The organism is Sphingobacterium sp. MAE, assembly GCF_056711605.1.
Map to the genome: position 1 here is coordinate 4,931,113 of NZ_CM160044.1, position 18,258 is coordinate 4,949,370.

General features: G+C 37.0%; 18 protein-coding genes. All 18 read right to left on the bottom strand.

What is annotated here, in order from left to right:
• Positions 1-42 precede the first annotated feature (42 nt).
• On the bottom strand, positions 43-1,332 hold the full coding sequence (locus AC06G9_RS20965; RefSeq protein ID WP_480957127.1) for a lipopolysaccharide biosynthesis protein: 1,290 nt from the start codon (positions 1,330-1,332) through the stop codon (positions 43-45).
• Positions 1,322-2,470 carry a hypothetical protein gene (locus AC06G9_RS20970; RefSeq protein ID WP_480957128.1) on the bottom strand — a complete coding sequence of 383 codons (1,149 nt, stop codon included), beginning with the start codon at positions 2,468-2,470 and terminating at the stop codon, positions 1,322-1,324. The genes AC06G9_RS20965 and AC06G9_RS20970 overlap by 11 nt, the downstream gene beginning before the upstream one ends.
• Before the next feature lie 12 nt (positions 2,471-2,482).
• Positions 2,483-3,031: an acyltransferase gene (locus tag AC06G9_RS20975; RefSeq protein WP_480957129.1), complete on the bottom strand. Its 549-nt coding sequence runs from the start codon at positions 3,029-3,031 to the stop codon at positions 2,483-2,485.
• Between the two features lie 6 nt (positions 3,032-3,037).
• Positions 3,038-4,135 carry an N-acetyl sugar amidotransferase gene (locus AC06G9_RS20980; RefSeq protein ID WP_480957130.1) on the bottom strand — a complete coding sequence of 366 codons (1,098 nt, stop codon included), beginning with the start codon at positions 4,133-4,135 and terminating at the stop codon, positions 3,038-3,040.
• A gap of 30 nt (positions 4,136-4,165) precedes the next feature.
• On the bottom strand, positions 4,166-4,381 hold the full coding sequence (locus AC06G9_RS20985) for an SDR family oxidoreductase (RefSeq protein ID WP_480957131.1): 216 nt from the start codon (positions 4,379-4,381) through the stop codon (positions 4,166-4,168).
• Between the two features lie 202 nt (positions 4,382-4,583).
• Positions 4,584-5,312: an acylneuraminate cytidylyltransferase family protein gene (locus AC06G9_RS20990; RefSeq protein ID WP_480957132.1), complete on the bottom strand. Its 729-nt coding sequence runs from the start codon at positions 5,310-5,312 to the stop codon at positions 4,584-4,586.
• An 86-nt stretch (positions 5,313-5,398) separates the two neighbouring features.
• Positions 5,399-6,448, bottom strand: a complete 1,050-nt coding sequence (locus tag AC06G9_RS20995; protein ID WP_480957133.1) for a nucleotidyltransferase family protein — start codon at positions 6,446-6,448, stop codon at positions 5,399-5,401.
• The gene (neuC, locus tag AC06G9_RS21000; RefSeq protein ID WP_480957134.1) at positions 6,445-7,599 is read right to left on the bottom strand and encodes a UDP-N-acetylglucosamine 2-epimerase; all 1,155 of its coding nucleotides are present in this window, start codon (positions 7,597-7,599) and stop codon (positions 6,445-6,447) included. The genes AC06G9_RS20995 and neuC overlap by 4 nt, the downstream gene beginning before the upstream one ends.
• The gene (gene neuB / locus AC06G9_RS21005) at positions 7,599-8,609 is read right to left on the bottom strand and encodes an N-acetylneuraminate synthase (protein ID WP_480957135.1); all 1,011 of its coding nucleotides are present in this window, start codon (positions 8,607-8,609) and stop codon (positions 7,599-7,601) included. Before neuB ends, neuC begins: the two co-directional genes overlap by 1 nt.
• A gap of 1 nt (position 8,610) precedes the next feature.
• Positions 8,611-9,237 carry an acetyltransferase gene (locus AC06G9_RS21010; protein WP_480957136.1) on the bottom strand — a complete coding sequence of 209 codons (627 nt, stop codon included), beginning with the start codon at positions 9,235-9,237 and terminating at the stop codon, positions 8,611-8,613.
• Positions 9,227-10,369, bottom strand: coding sequence for a LegC family aminotransferase (locus AC06G9_RS21015; RefSeq protein ID WP_480957137.1), 1,143 nt, complete (start codon positions 10,367-10,369; stop codon positions 9,227-9,229). The genes AC06G9_RS21010 and AC06G9_RS21015 overlap by 11 nt, the downstream gene beginning before the upstream one ends.
• A gap of 2 nt (positions 10,370-10,371) precedes the next feature.
• Positions 10,372-11,559, bottom strand: coding sequence for a UDP-N-acetylglucosamine 4,6-dehydratase (locus tag AC06G9_RS21020; protein WP_480957138.1), 1,188 nt, complete (start codon positions 11,557-11,559; stop codon positions 10,372-10,374).
• Positions 11,560-11,562: 3 nt separating this feature from the next.
• On the bottom strand, positions 11,563-12,636 hold the full coding sequence (locus AC06G9_RS21025) for a lipopolysaccharide biosynthesis protein (protein WP_480957139.1): 1,074 nt from the start codon (positions 12,634-12,636) through the stop codon (positions 11,563-11,565).
• 1 nt (position 12,637) lies between these two features.
• Positions 12,638-15,151 (bottom strand): SLBB domain-containing protein, encoded by a 2,514-nt coding sequence (locus AC06G9_RS21030; RefSeq protein ID WP_480957140.1) that lies wholly within the window; start codon positions 15,149-15,151, stop codon positions 12,638-12,640.
• Positions 15,152-15,186: 35 nt separating this feature from the next.
• The gene (gene rfbA / locus AC06G9_RS21035) at positions 15,187-16,047 is read right to left on the bottom strand and encodes a glucose-1-phosphate thymidylyltransferase RfbA (RefSeq protein WP_480957141.1); all 861 of its coding nucleotides are present in this window, start codon (positions 16,045-16,047) and stop codon (positions 15,187-15,189) included.
• A 200-nt stretch (positions 16,048-16,247) separates the two neighbouring features.
• Entirely contained in the window at positions 16,248-17,153 is a 906-nt protein-coding gene (gene rfbD, locus AC06G9_RS21040; RefSeq protein ID WP_480957142.1) for a dTDP-4-dehydrorhamnose reductase, read from the bottom strand.
• Entirely contained in the window at positions 17,101-17,661 is a 561-nt protein-coding gene (gene rfbC, locus AC06G9_RS21045; protein ID WP_480957143.1) for a dTDP-4-dehydrorhamnose 3,5-epimerase, read from the bottom strand. The genes rfbD and rfbC overlap by 53 nt, the downstream gene beginning before the upstream one ends.
• Positions 17,662-17,761: 100 nt before the next feature.
• Complete coding sequence (locus AC06G9_RS21050; protein ID WP_480957144.1) at positions 17,762-18,112, bottom strand: four helix bundle protein; 351 nt, start codon at positions 18,110-18,112, stop codon at positions 17,762-17,764.
• Between the last annotated feature and the right edge of the window lie 146 nt (positions 18,113-18,258).

The following is an 18,258-nucleotide window of genomic DNA, read 5'->3' on the forward strand; positions in this document are numbered from 1 at the left end:
AATTCATAACGTCATCTTCAAAAAAATAGATACCAAACTATTTTACTTGCTGGATAGAAATTTTGTCCAGGGCATGTTATAAACACGATTACTTAAATAAGCAACAAGAATAAAATTAACAAAACTAATAATAACAGTTGAATAGGCACCACCTATAGCTCCAAATTGTTTAATAACAAAATAACTCAAGATCAACTGTAAACAAGCACAAAAAAACGTGATCGTGGCCAGCGCTTTTGTTCTCTTGACGAAGAATATATAATTTACGAAAAGCAGATACATACCCTGAAACGTTTGCGATAATATAGCCCAAAACACAAATTCCTTTGCTTTTATATATTGCTCGGAGAAAAAATGTGTCAATATAAAATTGGAACAAAGGGTAAAGAGCAAACACGTGATTATTAACACGGCGATTCCATAATAAGTGATTTTCACCAGCTTGAGTTTGTTATCGTACAATTGGGCCGGATCTTCCGTACTTAAGCTTTTAAATAAATAGGGTGCAAAAGCATTATTAAAAGACAGCGTCAAAAATGAAACCAGTACGCCAAACTGAAAACCTGTAGCATAAAGCCCGGTGTCGCTCTCGCCTATAAATGTTGTAATATAGATACGGTCAATACCAGATCGGATCCAGAAACTCAGTGCATGCGGAATTAAAGGAAGACCAAAATACAGAATATCCCGAAGATAGACCCGGTCAATATTCAACTTTAAATATCCTCTGCGGTATAAAATAATTAAACTAAAAATACCAAATGATAGAGAGGCAATCAACATCCCATTGACACGACCTACCCATCCCATCTTGTAGCTGACTACAAAAATCAAAGAAATACCGATATTAACAATGGTCTGCAATATCTCGTAGATACCAAATTTGACAGGTTGCTCTTCTAAACGCCATAATGACAAATTAATCGACGTCATACTGGTCGCAAAAGCCATTACAACTAACAGCACAAGATATCGTTGTGGCACTTTTACAAATTCATATATAAATTGATGAAATAGTAAGAAAATGATGAGCACCGTACCTGTAGTAAATAAAGTCAAGAGTACGCCATTAAATATATAGCGTGACATTTCTGCTTTATTAAATTTATAATAGTTTACGCCTATGGCTCCATCTACCCCGAGCATAATAAAAATACTCACTATAGCCAATAATACATTAAAATTTGCGATAATACCATAATCACTAGGCGCTAAATAATAGCTTAAGAAGGGCAATATCAAAAAGGGAACGGCCTTGTTTATAGCATCGCAAAATGTATAAATTAAACTGGATTTTAGTAAGGAGCTTCTAAATATAGTACTAATCTTCATTCATCAAATCTAAAATTCCACTATTTATAACATTAAAATTATCGGACTTTTTATCGCTTTTACAATAAAAGTTAGATAAATAATTCGAATATTTTTCTAAATCCACTCCGCTCTGCAAATCCTTACAATCAAAATTTTCAGAAATTACTTTTGCTCCGAAAAGTTCCTTTGCTCTAAGCATACTGTTGTAAATCATTCTTAAAAACTCATTTTCAAAAAAGAATTTCTCTAAGTAAAGATATACGATGGGCTTCTTGGATAAAAGCGCATAACTCACAGATAAGCTCCCATGGGTAAGCACTAGATCTGAGTGTATGACGAGCGAAGCGGTTTTATTTCGGACAACCACTCTTTGTCCAAATTCATCTGTATAGCGCGCTTTGGGATGACTTGCAATAATAATAGGTAAACCCGTGCACTTTTCTATCTGGTCAAAAACTTGATTGATCGCTTCATAATATGCTGATTCTGAAATCCGATTTTTCATTCCAAACATGACGATATCCGGATGATCTAATAACATAATATCTAAAAACACCATATAAGGATAATCGAATAACGGCGCTTCAGTTTTCTTTTTATGATATTCAATTACGTCAAAATAATCTAATGAGACGACCTGCTTCGCTCTAGGCATATATTGTTGCGATTGACCAGTTATGTAGAAAATATTAGGAACCCCATAATGCCGTCCTGAAATTCTATTAAAACCCCAATTCACTATTTTTTTAAAAAAAGAACCAATAGTAAGGTCTTTAAATCGAGAGCTGAGGGATTGAGGTGTTTCCAACACTTTTGTTGGATTTAAATAATAATCTATTCTAATCCACCTCATACCACGGTCAGCAATCGCTTTGAAAATATTTTTAGTACTATATAAAAACCAAATTTCTACGATCAATAGATCATTTTTAGGATCTAGAGCGTTTAATCTCGAGTAAAGATCTCCCATAGATAACAGGTACTTTACATAATCCTGCTCCATCCGATAGGTGAAAGGTGCATCTTTCATATAAGGAAGAATATCGCACAAAGCCCAATATTCGACCTGATGCCCACGTGATAAAAAATCATGGATATAATAATGATTAATTTTGCGATCATGAAAGGGTTCATGATCTAAGATTATTATTCTCATAATTAAAAGATATTAAATAATATTTTTAATAACCTTAGCAGGGTTTCCGACTGCTATGACCTGTTTTGGAATAGATTTCGTACCGACCGAACCAGCTCCAAAGACCGCATTTTCACCAATTACGACACCAGGAAGAATAATAGTATTAGCACCAATACAGCCCCTCTCTAAAATAACAGTACCCTCGGTATGACCTTGATGACAGATGGAGACCGACGGATCATGGAAATTGTGATTAGAAACGTACATATGGACTCCGGATCCAATGAGCACATCGTCTTTTATAATGACAGTGACCTCCTGAACATCCGTTTCGGCATGGATCATTGTCCCAGGACGGATCACAACATTATCGCCGATTTCAATCTGAGAACATCCAACAATATAGGCTCCAGGTCTAATTTTTGAGTTTATTTCAAATTTTTTAAATTCTCTTTTACACAGATCGACCATCCAATTGTTAAAAGATAGCTTCCAGTAAGTAAACAAAATATCGGGACCGATACGGTCGGTCCCTCCATCAAATTTGATTTTCCTTAGAACTTCTTTGAAAAAACTCATTCATTATTATTTTAAACTCCACTTTCCTAATTTATCTTTCTTAAAAAGATCCAGGTTATATTGTTTGTTAATAATTTCCCAAAATTCTCGTTCTGAATATCCAACAAAAGCGCAAAAATCTCTTATTGCAAGAGGATCTAATGCATGATCATGTTTTTGGATCAAATCAAAAGCTTCCTCTCTTGTCAGTAAACCGTAGCGTACCATCCGTGCTGTATAGTCAGTCGCAGAGGCATGTCCAAACTTAGGATATTTCATCCACGAGTGTACTAAATAAGCTCTAGAATCAATCTGGTCAAAATTTTCGACATGGTGTGTTCTATCCCATTCATGTGTTAAGTCATGGAAACCTTTAGTTTTAGCAAGCTCATAATTATAAAAACTATTCCACTCTACAAAATAACTTAAATAGATAGGTTCCAAGTTTTCGATTTCAGATGCTGCAGGTGGTTCGAAAAAATTTAAATCTTTCATTGTTAGCCCTTGTTCAAGGAGTTCTTCAGTTGGAACACCTGACCCAACACCATTACTGATCTGATCTTTTGCAGAATAGGTTTCAATCGCTCCAGATCCTCCATACTCATAGCCGACATTTTCGCCATAGATCAATAATGGCGTATTGAATTTAACAGCCATGTGTAAGGGATAGGTATAGATATACCGGTCAACAAAATATGTGGGTTTCCCATACTTTTCAAAAGTAAATTTCATGGCTAATTTTTGTGCTTTGATATTAGGTTTCATACTGATAATATCACATCCAAAAGCTTCAGAAATATTCTTCAAATTATGCACTCCTGCTGCAGTCATGGGAAAATTGTCCTCAACTGTAACCAGAAGAGGGTTCATTCCTAGTACTTCTTTAAACATATGTACTTGAAAATGACTATCTTTCCCTCCACTTACTGCAATCATACAGTCGTATCCCGAAGGACCATTGTAACCGCGATATTTGTCACATAATTTTTTAAGTTCCTCAAAACGTGCATCGTAATTTACATTTATTCGGTTTTCATAAGCTTGACAAGCAGAACACTTACCCTTTTCGTCAAAACTAATTCCCGGTCTAGTGTCCGGCATAACACATTTAGTACAATAATTCATATATTTTATTCTTTATAATTAAGTTCATTTTTAACTTAACAAAACGCGCAATAAATGATTATTCAGTGGCAACCACGGCTTAAATAGCAGTCCCCCATCAACCATTAAATTATGTCCTGTGATAAAAGATGCATCATTAGACAGCAGAAAGCTAATGGCCGGAGCAATTTCATCTGGCCTGCCCAGTCTGCCTAGTGGAGATTTGTCACTATATCTTTTAATAAATGAAGCATGCTTTTTTTTCATCAATGATCCCCCCCGGTGAAATACAATTTATTCGAACATGATAACGGCCATAATAGGAAGCAAATACTTTATAAAAATAATTACTCCTCTTTTTTATGGCAGAATACGCTGCCGGAGAGGTTGCTCCATATTCCTTATCTAAATAAAGTCGTTTCCTATAACTCCGTAAATAGCTAAACCAACTATGAGTACTTTCATCTTATCAATAATTAAATCTAAAATCTAATTTTTTGTTTTCCAATAAAAAGGCCATGAATTCAAAATCAATGGAATGATCTAAATCAAAGCATAAGTGCGGAACTTGATACACCATACTACGATCTGTAATCACAGTTCGATGCTCCTGATCAAAAAACTTACGCTTGAAAATATAAAAAGATCCATTTATATCGTACACTTTAGGTGCAGACTGTCTTGTGAGAAACTGACCGGTTTTACACAATCCATAAAACCCGTCTGACTGCTCTTCTACCATATTAAAATATGGATTTCTATTAGCAGGACTTACAGAGAACAAATTTATAGCTTCTTCTTTACTAAATAGTGAATCAATCGCAATATTTACATCTTCTACCGTACGAAGAGGAGAGGTTACATCTAAATCAATAACGAAATCGTAGCTAATACTGTTTTCTGCTTCTGCGTAATTTTTAACATCTACGATGACATCTAATTTACCAGCAGTATCATTTGCAAGAAAATCTGGCCTATCATATGATATATTGATAGATGAATACCCTAATAAACGTACGACTTCCTTGATTTCTGATGATTCAGTAGATAAGAAAATATCAATATTTCGCTCTTTTGCAAGGGCTAGCGCAACTTCAATAGAGTAAGTTATTAGAGGCTTTCCATTAATCAATTTTATATTTTTGCCTGGAATACCTTTAGATCCTCCTCGGGCGCAGATTGTTATTAAACCTTTCATATGTATGAAACTTGTAAATTACTGATTTTTAAATAATTATATTAATTCGTGATTAAACGACTAAAGCCCCGTGGCTATTCCATATATTATAATTTAATATGCTTAATATCCTCTTGAGCTTTTTTAAAATCTTCATGCTTCCCGATATCTAACCAATACCCATTGATCGGGTAAGTGACTAAATTTAGGTTCATCTCAATAACACGATCCATTAAATCTGTGATATCAAAGAATTGATTGGCGGGTATCATATTTAATAGACTCTTCTTCAATATATAGATACCTGCATTGGAATAATAGGTATAACGTGGCTTTTCTTTTAATGACTTTACTGAATTGGTTTCATTAACTTCTAAAACAGCATAAGGGACATCGACATGATAAGATGTTGCTGCAACAATCATATCAGCTTGACGTTCTTTATAGGTTTTGAAAAAATCATTAAAATCAATATTTGTCAATAAATCCGAATTCATCACAATGATATCTTCATGTTGAAAATAGTCGACCAACAAAATAGAACCAATAGTACCTAAAGGCTTTGTTTCCCTGACATATTTAATATTAATATCTTTGATACTGCCATCTCCAAAATAATCAACTAATTGATCCCCCAAATAATTGATACTAAGATTTATATTGCGGATACCTACTTCTTTTAATCGATCTATATTATATTCAATAATAGGCTTATCGCCCACTAACAATAGCGGTTTGGGCGTATTATTCGTTAACGGACGTAATCGCTTGCCCTCGCCGCCAGCCATTAATACGGCATCGGCAGGTATTAAGGTACTCCGCAAACTAAAATCTAATATATCTATAATACGCAAATCATGATCGACGATCGGAATGATTTTTAAATTATTTTCCCTAAAATGATCCAGTTTTTTTAAATCAAACTCATTCTCATAAATGTAAATAGGATTAGATTGCACAAAATCTAACAAATGATGTTCAAATCCGAGTCCTTTAATAAAACCTCTACGGAGATCGCCGTCGGTCAATGAACCTAATAGCACGTTGTCTTCGTTAACAACAAATACAATCGAAGCGGGTGCTATCAAATCCAATCGGACTAATGCATCTCGAACTGTTTTGTCCTGATGAAGGATATGTTTATCTACTATATTCATATCAAATTATAATATCTTTTTAATGAAGATAATTGGTTCAGATCTTGAATGACTTTGACAATCTTAGGTGAAGCACCTCCGTTGTAATAAGGATTGTCCAAGTTTTGTAAATTATCTTTAAAACTGCTTTCTTTAACCGCCTCAAATCCATCCATTATTTCATTCCTGTCGCAGGAAACATTAACGATGGATTTTGCCTGAGTACGACCTTTTTGTCTATCGCCTATATTAATAGTCGCAGTATGCAAAGAAGGAGCTTCTAATATGCCACTAGAGCTGTTGCCTACAATAGCAGTACTTTGTTTTACAACAGATAAAAAGCGCAAAGTTCCTAAGGATAAAAATGCTTTAGCTTTATTTGGATTTTTACTGACGTATTGATCAATCATTTGATTGATAATCCTTCCGTCCGTATCTGCATTTGCTTTTGTAAAAATAAAAAAGCTATCATCCTGCTGTTCAATAGCATCCAACAAAATCTGAAATTGGTCTTTCGAACTTAAATTACTTAATGTTTCTGGATGAAATGTAACTTGGTAATTATATTTTAAAAATTTAATACCCAAATCTTGCTCTAATTCAGCCTTATCTAAAAGTTGTAAATTTGCAACATTGTCCAATCCAATAGCGCCAACATTAAAAACCCGATCAGGTGCTTCTCCCATTTGAATGACTCTACTTCTGTATTCTTCTGTAGATGTAAAATGCAAATGACTTAATTTTGTGATCGCATGTCTGATGGCGTCATCATAAGCTCCTTCTGTAATCTCACCACCATGTAAATGTAGGATAGGAACTTTAAATATGGTGATAGCTGCTGCTATGGCTAACATTTCATAGCGATCCCCCAATATTACAAACATATCAGGCTGAAGACGCGGAATAACTTCAGCTAGACCATTCATCGCTAAACCCATTGTTTTAACAATACTAGAAGGGGTATCTGATGAAAGTAAAATCTCTATTTTTTCATTGATCGTAAATCCGTCAGCTTCAATCTGCTTATAGGTTAATCCAAATTCAGGAGACAAATGCGCTCCTGTTGCAATAATTTGAAGTTCAAGATCTTCAGCAGCCTGGAGTAAATCCATCAATGGTTTGAATAAACCGTATTCTGCCCTTGTGGCAGTAACAATACAAATTTTCTTCATTACAATTCAATTAGATCATCAGCTTTAAAGTCTTTCGGAGCAATTTGCCCAATTACCTGATCCCACAACATAGGTGAAACACCGTTACCAGGTCTTTTGACCGTGATATTTTGCTCTGAGAAAAATTCTCCTTTCGAAATAGGGTGAGCAGCTACAATACTCTTTCGAGCAATAGTTATATTTTTAATTTCAGAAGTACTCGGTTCTTTAATACCACTACCCGCCATCGCCTGTTCGATATTACGTATAGCTTTTACCATTGCCGTTAGCTCAGTTGGTTCTAAGGAAGCGGCATGATCAGGACCCGACATCGTCTTATCCAGCGTAAAGTGCTTTTCGATAACGGTGGCTCCTAACGCAACCGCCGCAATCGGCACTTCAATTCCTAATGTATGATCTGAATAACCTACGTTCGTTCCAAATTTTTCCTGAATAGTATTCATAGCCTTCAAATTAACATCTAGCATAGGAGTGGGATACTCTGTATTACAATGTAAAATTGTAATATTTTGGAGGTGAATTCCTTCCTTTAAAAATACGGAAACCGCTTTTTCGATATCCTCCATCGTACACATCCCCGTGGAAAGTATAACCCGTGAAAACAATTTCGCTGCTTTTCTTAGATAGGGCAAATTTGTGATTTCGCCAGAAGGAATTTTAACTACATCCAAACCAATTTCTTGGAGATATTGCAATGATTCAAGATCAAATGCCGTTGAAAAGAAATTGATATTCTGATGTTTGCAATAGGCGATCAACTTCTCATGATCGTGATGTGACAATTCCAATTTCTTTAACATGTCAAATTGGGAATCATCGCCATCTGCCGTATTTTGAATTTGATAATCTGCCTTTCTAGCCAGTTTTGAAACAAGCTTATCGGCTTTAAATGTCTGAAATTTGACATAATCGACATCTGCTTGTACCGCTGCATCGATCAATTGAAATGCTTTATTCAAATCTCCATTATGATTGACTCCCGCCTCGGCTATTATAATTACTTTACTCATTCTATTTCAACTTCTTAGCAGGATTTCCTGCCCATACTTCATTATCTGGCACATGACAAATAACAGTACTCCCTGCGCCAATTATTACGTTTTCACCAATGGTAATTCCTTGCTTTACAACAGCATTAGCTCCAATAAATGTCATTTTCCCAACCTGAACATGACCAGCCAAAACTGCACCAGGTGCGATATGTACAGCGTCTTCTATCACACATTCATGTTCGACGATACAGCCCGTATTTAAAATGCAGAAACTGCCTAATTGGGAGAATGTATTGATACATGCGCGAGCGCCTATAAAATTTCCTATACCCATCTGGCATCGCTTACTGACTACTGCCGAAGGATGTATAACATTAGGAAACTCTTTATTATTTGCTTGAATTAAATGTGCAATTTTTTTTCTAATTTGATTATCGCCTATGCCTAATACAAAAGCATCAACACGGCTCCAGTCAAAAAATTCATTTCCTTCGTCACCTATATATTCTAGCGCAAATGGGTTGGCAGCACAGCTCGATTTTTCAGTATAATATTTGATAGCAAATCCCATTTCTGTCGCAGCGTCTAGTACAACAAAAGCGTGGCCTGAATACCCAACAACTGCTATTTCGAGTTTATCGTACACTACTTGGTATATTAATGATACGCTGTTCTAAAAACTCCGCATTGGTTTGATGATCTTTCTGGCAATGTTGATACATCGGTAGACGGGTCATTAATGTCCAGATAGGACGTGTCATGATTCCATCTTCATTCGACACCTTCAGAAAGAGCTCACGATCCTTTGGATCATCCAATTCGATACACATCAACCAGTAATTCGCTTTTGTATCTTTTGTTTCTGTTCTAAACTTGACTCCTAAGCTGTTAAAAAAAGTGGCGTACTGATCTGCCAAAATTCTTTTATCAGCTAAAAACGTATCCAACATTTCCATTTGTGCGCAGGCTAAAGCTGCATTCAGATTGGGCATCCTGAAATTATACCCTATTTCATCATGAAAAAATTCATATGGATGCGGTTTTTTAGCCGTAGTCGTCAGATATTTTGCTTTAATCCCTAAGTCAACATGATTAGAAATAATAGCACCGCCACCGCCACTGGTAATCGTTTTGTTTCCATTAAATGAAAATCCTCCAATAAGACCAACAGTACCCGTGTGTTTACCTTTGTAATAGCTCCCTAAGGATTCTGCCGCATCTTCAACAATAGGAATATGCCATTGATCACAAATGGCAATTAGCTCGTCCAAGTGAACAGGAAAGCCAAAAGTATGCATGGGCATACAGGCAGCTATTCTTTTTCCTGTAAGTTTATTATAACAGCCACCTTCTCGTAATTCACCAAATTCTTCTAAAAAATTGTGGACAGCTCTAGGGGAAAGTCCCATAGTATCCAGATCCACATCTAAGAATATGGGTGAGGCATTATTGTAAACAATAGCATTTGCTGTTGCAATAAATGTTAATGCTTGAGTAATCACTTCATCTCCTGAAGATACCCCGGCGATACGTAAAGCTACTTGTAATGACGCAGTACCGTTGACCACTGCCACTGCTTTAGCAGCTCCCGTAAAATGTTCCATTTTACGTTCAAAATCATCCACATATGCGCCAACTGAAGATACAAAAGTTGAATCAATCGTATCTAAAAGATAGACTTTCTCATTACCTCTGAATCGAGGTTCATGTAATGGAATAAATTTATCCGTATTATACTGTTCTCTTACGAAAGAGATAAAATCATTGATATAATCCATATCTACATTTTGGCATCTAAATATTTACCTGTCTCTTTATGCCCAAAATCAGGGATCATTTTAAGAAACAAATCTACAATTTCTTCTTTTCCCCATTTACGGTTTCCCTTAATTGAAGAAATGGTATCTTCAAAAATCTGTAATTTTTCTTCTTCTACTACTAATCCATTTTTGATAACACCAAGATTTTCAAAACGATCCATATCCAAAAATTCGCTATCGGTAAAGAATTCTTCAAAATCTTTTTCTCCTGTAGTATCACTCTCTGTAAATAGGCATGGCCATTTTCCTTCTTGTGGTAGAGTATGTACTAAAGCTCTTGCTTCGTCTTCATCTTGACATAAAAAGGGTTCATAACCGATCGCATTAAGATACTTAATGGCAATTTCAGCAAAGGTGATCAAATGTAAATTTTCACTTAGTTTTGGGAAGAAGATATCTCTATTTTCACCAAAAATGCAAGACATCAAACAAAGTTCTCCCGATTCTTTTGGGATAACAAAATATCTCTTTATATCATTTGGAGCAACGATGGGCTGTTTTTTTTCAATACGTTTATTGAATCCGTGCAACAAAGATCCGTCAGAAAACGCAACATTAGCAAAACGAGCAGTAGAGATGTTGATTTCCTTACTTCTACGCATCAGAAACATCTCCATAATACGTTTGGAGGCACCCATCATATTGACAGGATTGGCGGCTTTGTCAGTGGATACACAAAAATACTTTTTTACATTTTTTGAAATAGCCTGCTTCAAAGTCTTATCCGTATTAAAAATATTCACATCAATCATGCGCATCAAGGTGAAAGGATCTTTTTCACTACGTACATGTTTTAGTGCCGAAAGATTAAGTACATAGTCATATTCGCCATCAGATTCCCAAAAGGCATCATACTCGACTGATCCAATATCTAAAGCAAAAGTCTGAAAATCTCCATCAATATAACCGTAGGAGCTTCGTATATCTCTAACCAGCTCAACCATATTATTTTCACTGATATCCACAACATGGAGTTTACGTGGACAACGTTTAAATATCTCTTTAACGGTAGCTTGCCCGATAGAACCAGCGCCTCCTATAACTAAGAATCTGGAAGATTGAACAATTTGTGAAAGTTGTTCCTGATGGTTTTCAATATCCAAAGCAAATAATTGCTTTGTGCGTCCAATAAGTTTTAGGGTATCCATATATTAACTTTCAATGATATCTAAATATATCTTTCTAGATACGAGTATAATTAGCGTTAAAAAACCAAATAAAAGCCCACCGATAATGGCTGCCTGAGCTTTGCCAATTTTATCGATTTCAAGCGGCAATACGGGCTCATCGACCTTTTGAATTAAAGGTGCTTCTTTCATTAATGCCATTTTGGACATTTCCAAATTCTGAACCAGCTGACTTAAGATAGCTTTATTGGTCTCTGCAGAAAATTGTGATCTTTGGGTAGGGACCAAACGCTGTGCTTGCCGAGTAGGATTCAAATTAGGAGTGGCATCTATAACAACTGCAGCGGTAGCAATGTTTCCATTCATAACTGCCCGCACTGAATCGGTCTTATTTTGTAAAATAGCAATATTATCTAACGATTTTTTTGTCTTCGTTTTGATATAAAAATCATTGACCTGAGCAACTAGTGCTTCATTAAATTCTTTTGAAAAAATCTCATCGGTAGATTTAACGTCTACTTTAATAATGGCTGATTTCTTGTCCATCTTGCCAACAACTAAATTATTTCGATTGATATCTGATGTAGCCCGCTGTAAAATACTATCCCGAGCACGTACTAGATCTTTAGATATGCTCTTTGAAAAATCAATATGTAATAATGCTGGATGTTCTTCTTTCCATTTGGTCCGTGTGTCTGTTAATGCTAAATACCGATCTATCAAAAGTTGTGAGCTATCGCTGGCAGACGGTAACAATAAAGTAGATTCGATCATCTTTCTAGATTTGTACAATTCAAATAAATTGTCTCCTTGGAAGATGCCTCCACCAGACATGCCTAAATCGACTCCTGCGAGAGCTGCAAGTCCTGCCATTTGTCCCATTCCGCTACTAGTACCCTCTCCGGACTCCATAACAAAAGTCGTCGATGCCTTAAAATTGGGTTTTTGCGTATAGGCGTAAAAAATACCTAAGCCACTTCCAATAAGTGCCATGATCATAAAGATATACCATTTTGAAAACAAATACCTAGACCACTCTTGAACTTTTAAAATGAAATCCTTTAAGCTGATCTCATCTGTGTTATTTGTTCCGCTCATATTAATTTTTAAACAAACTGATAATAATCGCTAAAGTTGAAGCTACGCCAGTACCGATACCGATCCATGCCTGTGAACTAATTTTTTCTCGTGGTGCACGCTTAGGTACCACAATCTCTGCTCCGGGTTTTACTTCGGGATATGCACCATCTTTTCCTTTAACAGATCCATTGGCATACTGCACAAATACACGTTTCTTCAAAGCATTATCAGTAAAACCGCCTGCTTGATTGACATAGTATTTTAAGCTTTTACCCTTGACATAAACCACATTATTAGGGTTTAATACTTCTCCCATTACTTTAACCGTTTCCAACTCCTTAGGTACTGTGATAATATCACCATCTAATACCAATAGGTCTCCACGTTGGTAAGGATTGTTAAGAATTTTATTTAACTCAATACCTACTAAATCACTTGGTTCAATTTCGGTAGCCGAAGCACCCTGTTGCTGTGATACTTTTGCTAATGCACTATTCTTAGCATTGGCATTAACGGCTGTTGTTTCTTTATCAAATTCATCCTCTTCTTCTAACTCATCAACTGAATCCCTTCTCATCTCTTTTTTCAAGCGTTCTTTTTCTTTTTTCTCTTCGGCCTTTAATTTAGAAACTCCGGTACGTTTTAGAGATGCTCCTTCTGTGTAGGCATAAGATGTTAAACCTCCAGCGCGCTTAATGATATCGGAGATGCGCTCATCTTCTCTTGAAATGGTATAGATACCCGGAAATAAAACTTCTCCCTCAATCTTTACTTGTCTTTGGGTTCGGAAACCAGCATCACCTAATACCGTGATCACATCATAAGGTTGTAACTCGACGTTCAAATCCGATACAATACCGTCTTTAATATCGACTTGGATGGTTTGTGAAGAACTTGGATCGCTGACATCGCGATTTTTTAATCGTCGCGCAATCTCAATGCGTGCATTTTTAGCGGCTTCATTTAATCCGCCTGCTTTTTGGATCAGATCGCCCAATGTCGCATTGCTCGCAAAAGGAAAATCACCGGGCAAACGTACTTCACCTTGTACCGTAAATTTATATTCATCTCTTAAATCGAAAATAGAAGCAATCTCTACTTTATCTTCTCTTTTTAACGGAATATCTGCAACAGTTCCAGCTAATACTTCGCGAACATTGAAATTGATCAACTCGGCTGTGTTATCTGCTCTTAGTCTGTTGATAATGCCTCGCTCTAAAAAGGCATCTTCACGGACACCATCTGCTTGTTCTATTAATTGCTTCAATGTCATACCTGGCTCCATACCGTATAAACCTGGACGGAAGACCGCGCCCAAAATACTGATACGATTGGCAAAACGCTCTAAGATAGGCTCTACCGTAAACTGATCCCCTGCTTTGGGACTGTAATCGGCAAACTGATCGGCATAAATATCTTTGACACTGCGTTCCTTATCGGTCTTTTGCAATACTTTAATCTTGGCGGTATAGGCATCTTCGCTAAAGCCGCCTGCATACTTGACTAAATCCAATAAAGATTCGCCGGATACGGTCTCAAAGATGGCAGGTCGTTTCACCTCACCTTCAAACTGCACACGACTGCCGTATACTGGGATATGAATAATATCCTGATCTTGTAAACGAATATTACCCCGTTGGATCCCATTCGCTAAAAAGTCATATAAATCAATGGTAGTCACCACCTGATTGTTACGAATCACTTGAATCTGACGATATGTGCCATTTTCACCTGGACCGCCTGAAGCATATAAAGCATTGAAAACCGTCGCTAGAGATGGTAAAGTATAGGTGCCCGGTTTGGTGACTGCTCCGGTGAGTGTAATGCGGATACTCCGAATATTACCAATATTGACATCCACATGCGTATTGCCTGAGCGAATGGCAGGATAGGTACTGCTCAAGCGAGATTGAATCTTGTTTTTTGCAGCTGTAACCGATAAACCTGAGACCGCAATCTTGCCGACATACTCCACCGTTATATTTCCGTCTGGACTGACCGGCAATTTATAGGAAGCTTCATTATCTCCCGAAATATCTAATAGTATCTCATCATCAGGCCCAATAATATAAGAGCTTGGCGTCGCCATACGCAAATTGGGCTCAAATGTAATATCACTATTTTTGAAAAGATCTGAACCAAATACTTTTAATTTATTTTCATCGATCTCTAAGGAGTCCTGAGGTAATTTTTTATTTTTTAAAGAATCTTGCTGCGCAGCGCCATTGACCTGACGGCCAGTAGTCGTATTTCCTGCCGGTTGCCTTGCATCTAAATTTTTAGGCTGTTGCTTATTGCGTTTGATTTTCTGTAAACGGTCTTTCAGCTTTTGAGCTTCGACAGCTGATACACCTTGAGCACGTGCAAATCCATCCAATTGTGACTCACTATAGCCCATTAATTCAGCACGCTTCACATATTGCTCAATTTGAGCATCCGTTAAATCGTCCACTTTAATATTTGCTGGATTGGTTTGTGCTTGTACCGAAACCATTAGGCTCATGACAAACAACCACAATATTACTCTTCTCATTCTATACAGTGCAATTTTCACAAAAGTAGGTAAATTTATTTAATTAAGAGATTGAGATACTCCCCGTATCCGGATTTACGCAACGGTTCGGCAATTTTTAACAATTGCGCTTTATCGATATACCCCATACGATAAGCCACTTCTTCAATCGCACCAATCTTCATCCCTTGACGCTCCTCGATGACCTGTACAAACTGTGCCGCTTGCATGAGAGACTGAATAGTACCCGTATCCAGCCATGCGGTACCGCGATCAAAAACTGCCACATGAAGCTTTTCTCGCTCCAAGTAGACTTTGTTAATATCGGTAATTTCCAATTCCCCTCTTGGTGATGGTTTAATTTCTTTGGCTATCTGGACCACATCATTATCGTAAAAATATAATCCTGGAATGGCAAAATTTGATTTTGGTGCTACCGGTTTTTCTTCTATCGAAATTGCTTTTTTATCTGCATCAAATTCCACGACGCCATAACGCTCGGGATCATTGACTTGATAAGCAAACACCATCCCGCCCTCAATATCTACACAGGACTGTAAGTGCTTAGACATACCCGAACCGTAGAAAATATTATCACCCAAGATCAGAGCGACCTTATCATCACCAATAAACTCTTCTCCTAATATAAAGGCTTGCGCCAGTCCATCTGGACTAGGCTGTTCGATATATTCAAATCGGCAACCCAACTGTGAACCATCTCCCAACAGTCTTTTAAACTGCGGCAGATCTTGAGGTGTCGAAATAATGAGGATCTCATTGATTCCCGCTAACATCAAGGTGGATAATGGATAATAGATCATGGGTTTATCGTACACCGGCATCAACTGCTTGCTCACCGCCAATGTCATGGGATGTAAACGTGTTCCTGATCCTCCTGCTAGTATAATTCCTTTCATTTTTTTTGTTTTTTATTGCTAGAAGGTTAGATGATGGTTAGAAGGTTAGAATTTTTCTAACTTCTTAACTTTCTAGCTATCTCACCCTATAACTAACTAACTAACTAACTAACTAACTAACTAACTAACTAACTAACTAACTAACTAACTAACTAACTAACTAACTAACTAACTAACTAACTAACTAACTAACTAACTAACTAACTAACAAACTGGTTCTTTAAACTGTCTTTCCAAAATGGCACTTCTACTCCAAATGTCGCTTTAATCTTTGTTTTATTTAACAACGAATAATTGGGTCGCTTTGCTGCTGTGGGATAAGCTGTCGAGGGAATTGCATTGATCTCACACTCGAGTCCTTTGAGATCGCGAATAGCTACAGCAAAATCGTACCAGCTGATCTCGCCTTCATTGCTATAATGATACACACCTCCCACCCATTTTGCACACTCTACAATATGGACGATTGCTTTTGCCAGATCTGCTGCAGAAGTCGGTGAACCGATCTGATCATTGATCACAGCAATGGATTCGCGCTCGGACATTAGCCGTAACATGGTTTTGACAAAGTTTTTTCCAAAAGTGGAGTACACCCATGAGGTACGGATAATAATCGCTTCGGGGCACCATTTTTGGATCGCCTGCTCTCCTTGTAACTTGGTGTGTCCATATACATTGATGGGATGCACGGGTGCGTCTTCTGTTAGCGCCATACGGCTATTTCCATCGAATACATAATCGGTTGAAATGGCGATCAACTTGGTGCCATGTACATGACAATACTGCGCAATCTCTTCCGAAGCCAGGTGATTGACCTGATCAGCAAGATCAGCTTCAGACTCGGCCTGATCGACAGCGGTATATGCTCCAGCATGGATGATCACATCGGGTTGATACATCCCCAGAATATCTTGAATAATAAAGGTCTGATCCAACGGAAGCTGTTTGCGATCTAAAAAGAAACATTCTTTTGCAGCATCATGTTCCAACAGCACTTTTAATTCCTGTCCCAGTTGTCCTGATGCGCCTGTAATAACGATCCGTTGCTTTTGATTAACCGATTCCATTTTTATTTTTAAATGCTGTAAAGGATTGTGCTTCTTCATCTTTTTTGGAAAGAATCATATCTTCCCGTGGAACTTGCCAATCAATACCTATTGTTGTATCTAACGGATGAACACCGTCTTCTGCTACTTGATGATAATAATTATCGCATTTGTAAAAGAACACCGCACTATAGGACAAGACCGAAAATCCGTGTAAAAATCCACGTGGAACATACAGTTGTCGCTTATTCTCTGCGGACAATTCTACTGCGACAGATTGGCCATAAGTGTCCGATCCGGGACGCACGTCTACCGCAACATCCAATACTTTTCCTTCGAGTACACGCACCAACTTCGCTTGCCCATATTCACCTGCTTGCATATGCAATCCACGGACTACGCCGTACTGGGATTGGGATTGGTTATCTTGTACAAATGGGGGTTTAGCGCCTACAATCTGCTCAAACTTTCGGTCATTGAAGGCTTCGAAAAAGTATCCTCTTTCATCTTCAATTATAGTGGGCTCTAAAATAAAGCAGCCTTTTAATTTTGTTTCTAGGAATTGCATTGTTTTTTATTATGGTTAGAAGGTGAAGAAGTTAGTAGGTTATTAGGTTAAATGATTAGTAGGTTAGTTTCACTTTCTAACAATCTAACTTTCTAACTTTCTACCTATCTAAACTCTTAATCAACTTCGCTAACATACTTTTTATATAATATACTCTTTTAAATATTTCTTCGTCTCGCTTATAAAAAGAAAGTCTTTCTGCTAATTCAAGTTGTGTATCCAATTCACTTAAAGAACCCATCGCAATATATAGAAAACGTATAAATTCAGTTTTACCCCTACGTCCAGCTCCTTCTGCAATATTAGATGGCACTGATACTGACGACCGTTTTAACTGACTAGTCAAACCAAATAGCTCTTCTTTCGGAAATGTAGCTGTTATTTTATATACATCTTCCACAAGAATCATCGATTCCTGCCAAACCTTTAAGTCTTTATGAGATTCGAGCATAATTAAAATATTAAAGTTAGAAGGTTAGATAAAGGTTAGAAGGTTAGAAGGTTAGAATTTTTCTAGCTATCTCACTAACTAACTAACTAACTAACTAACTAACTAACTAACTAACTAACTAACTAACTAACTAACTAACTAACTAA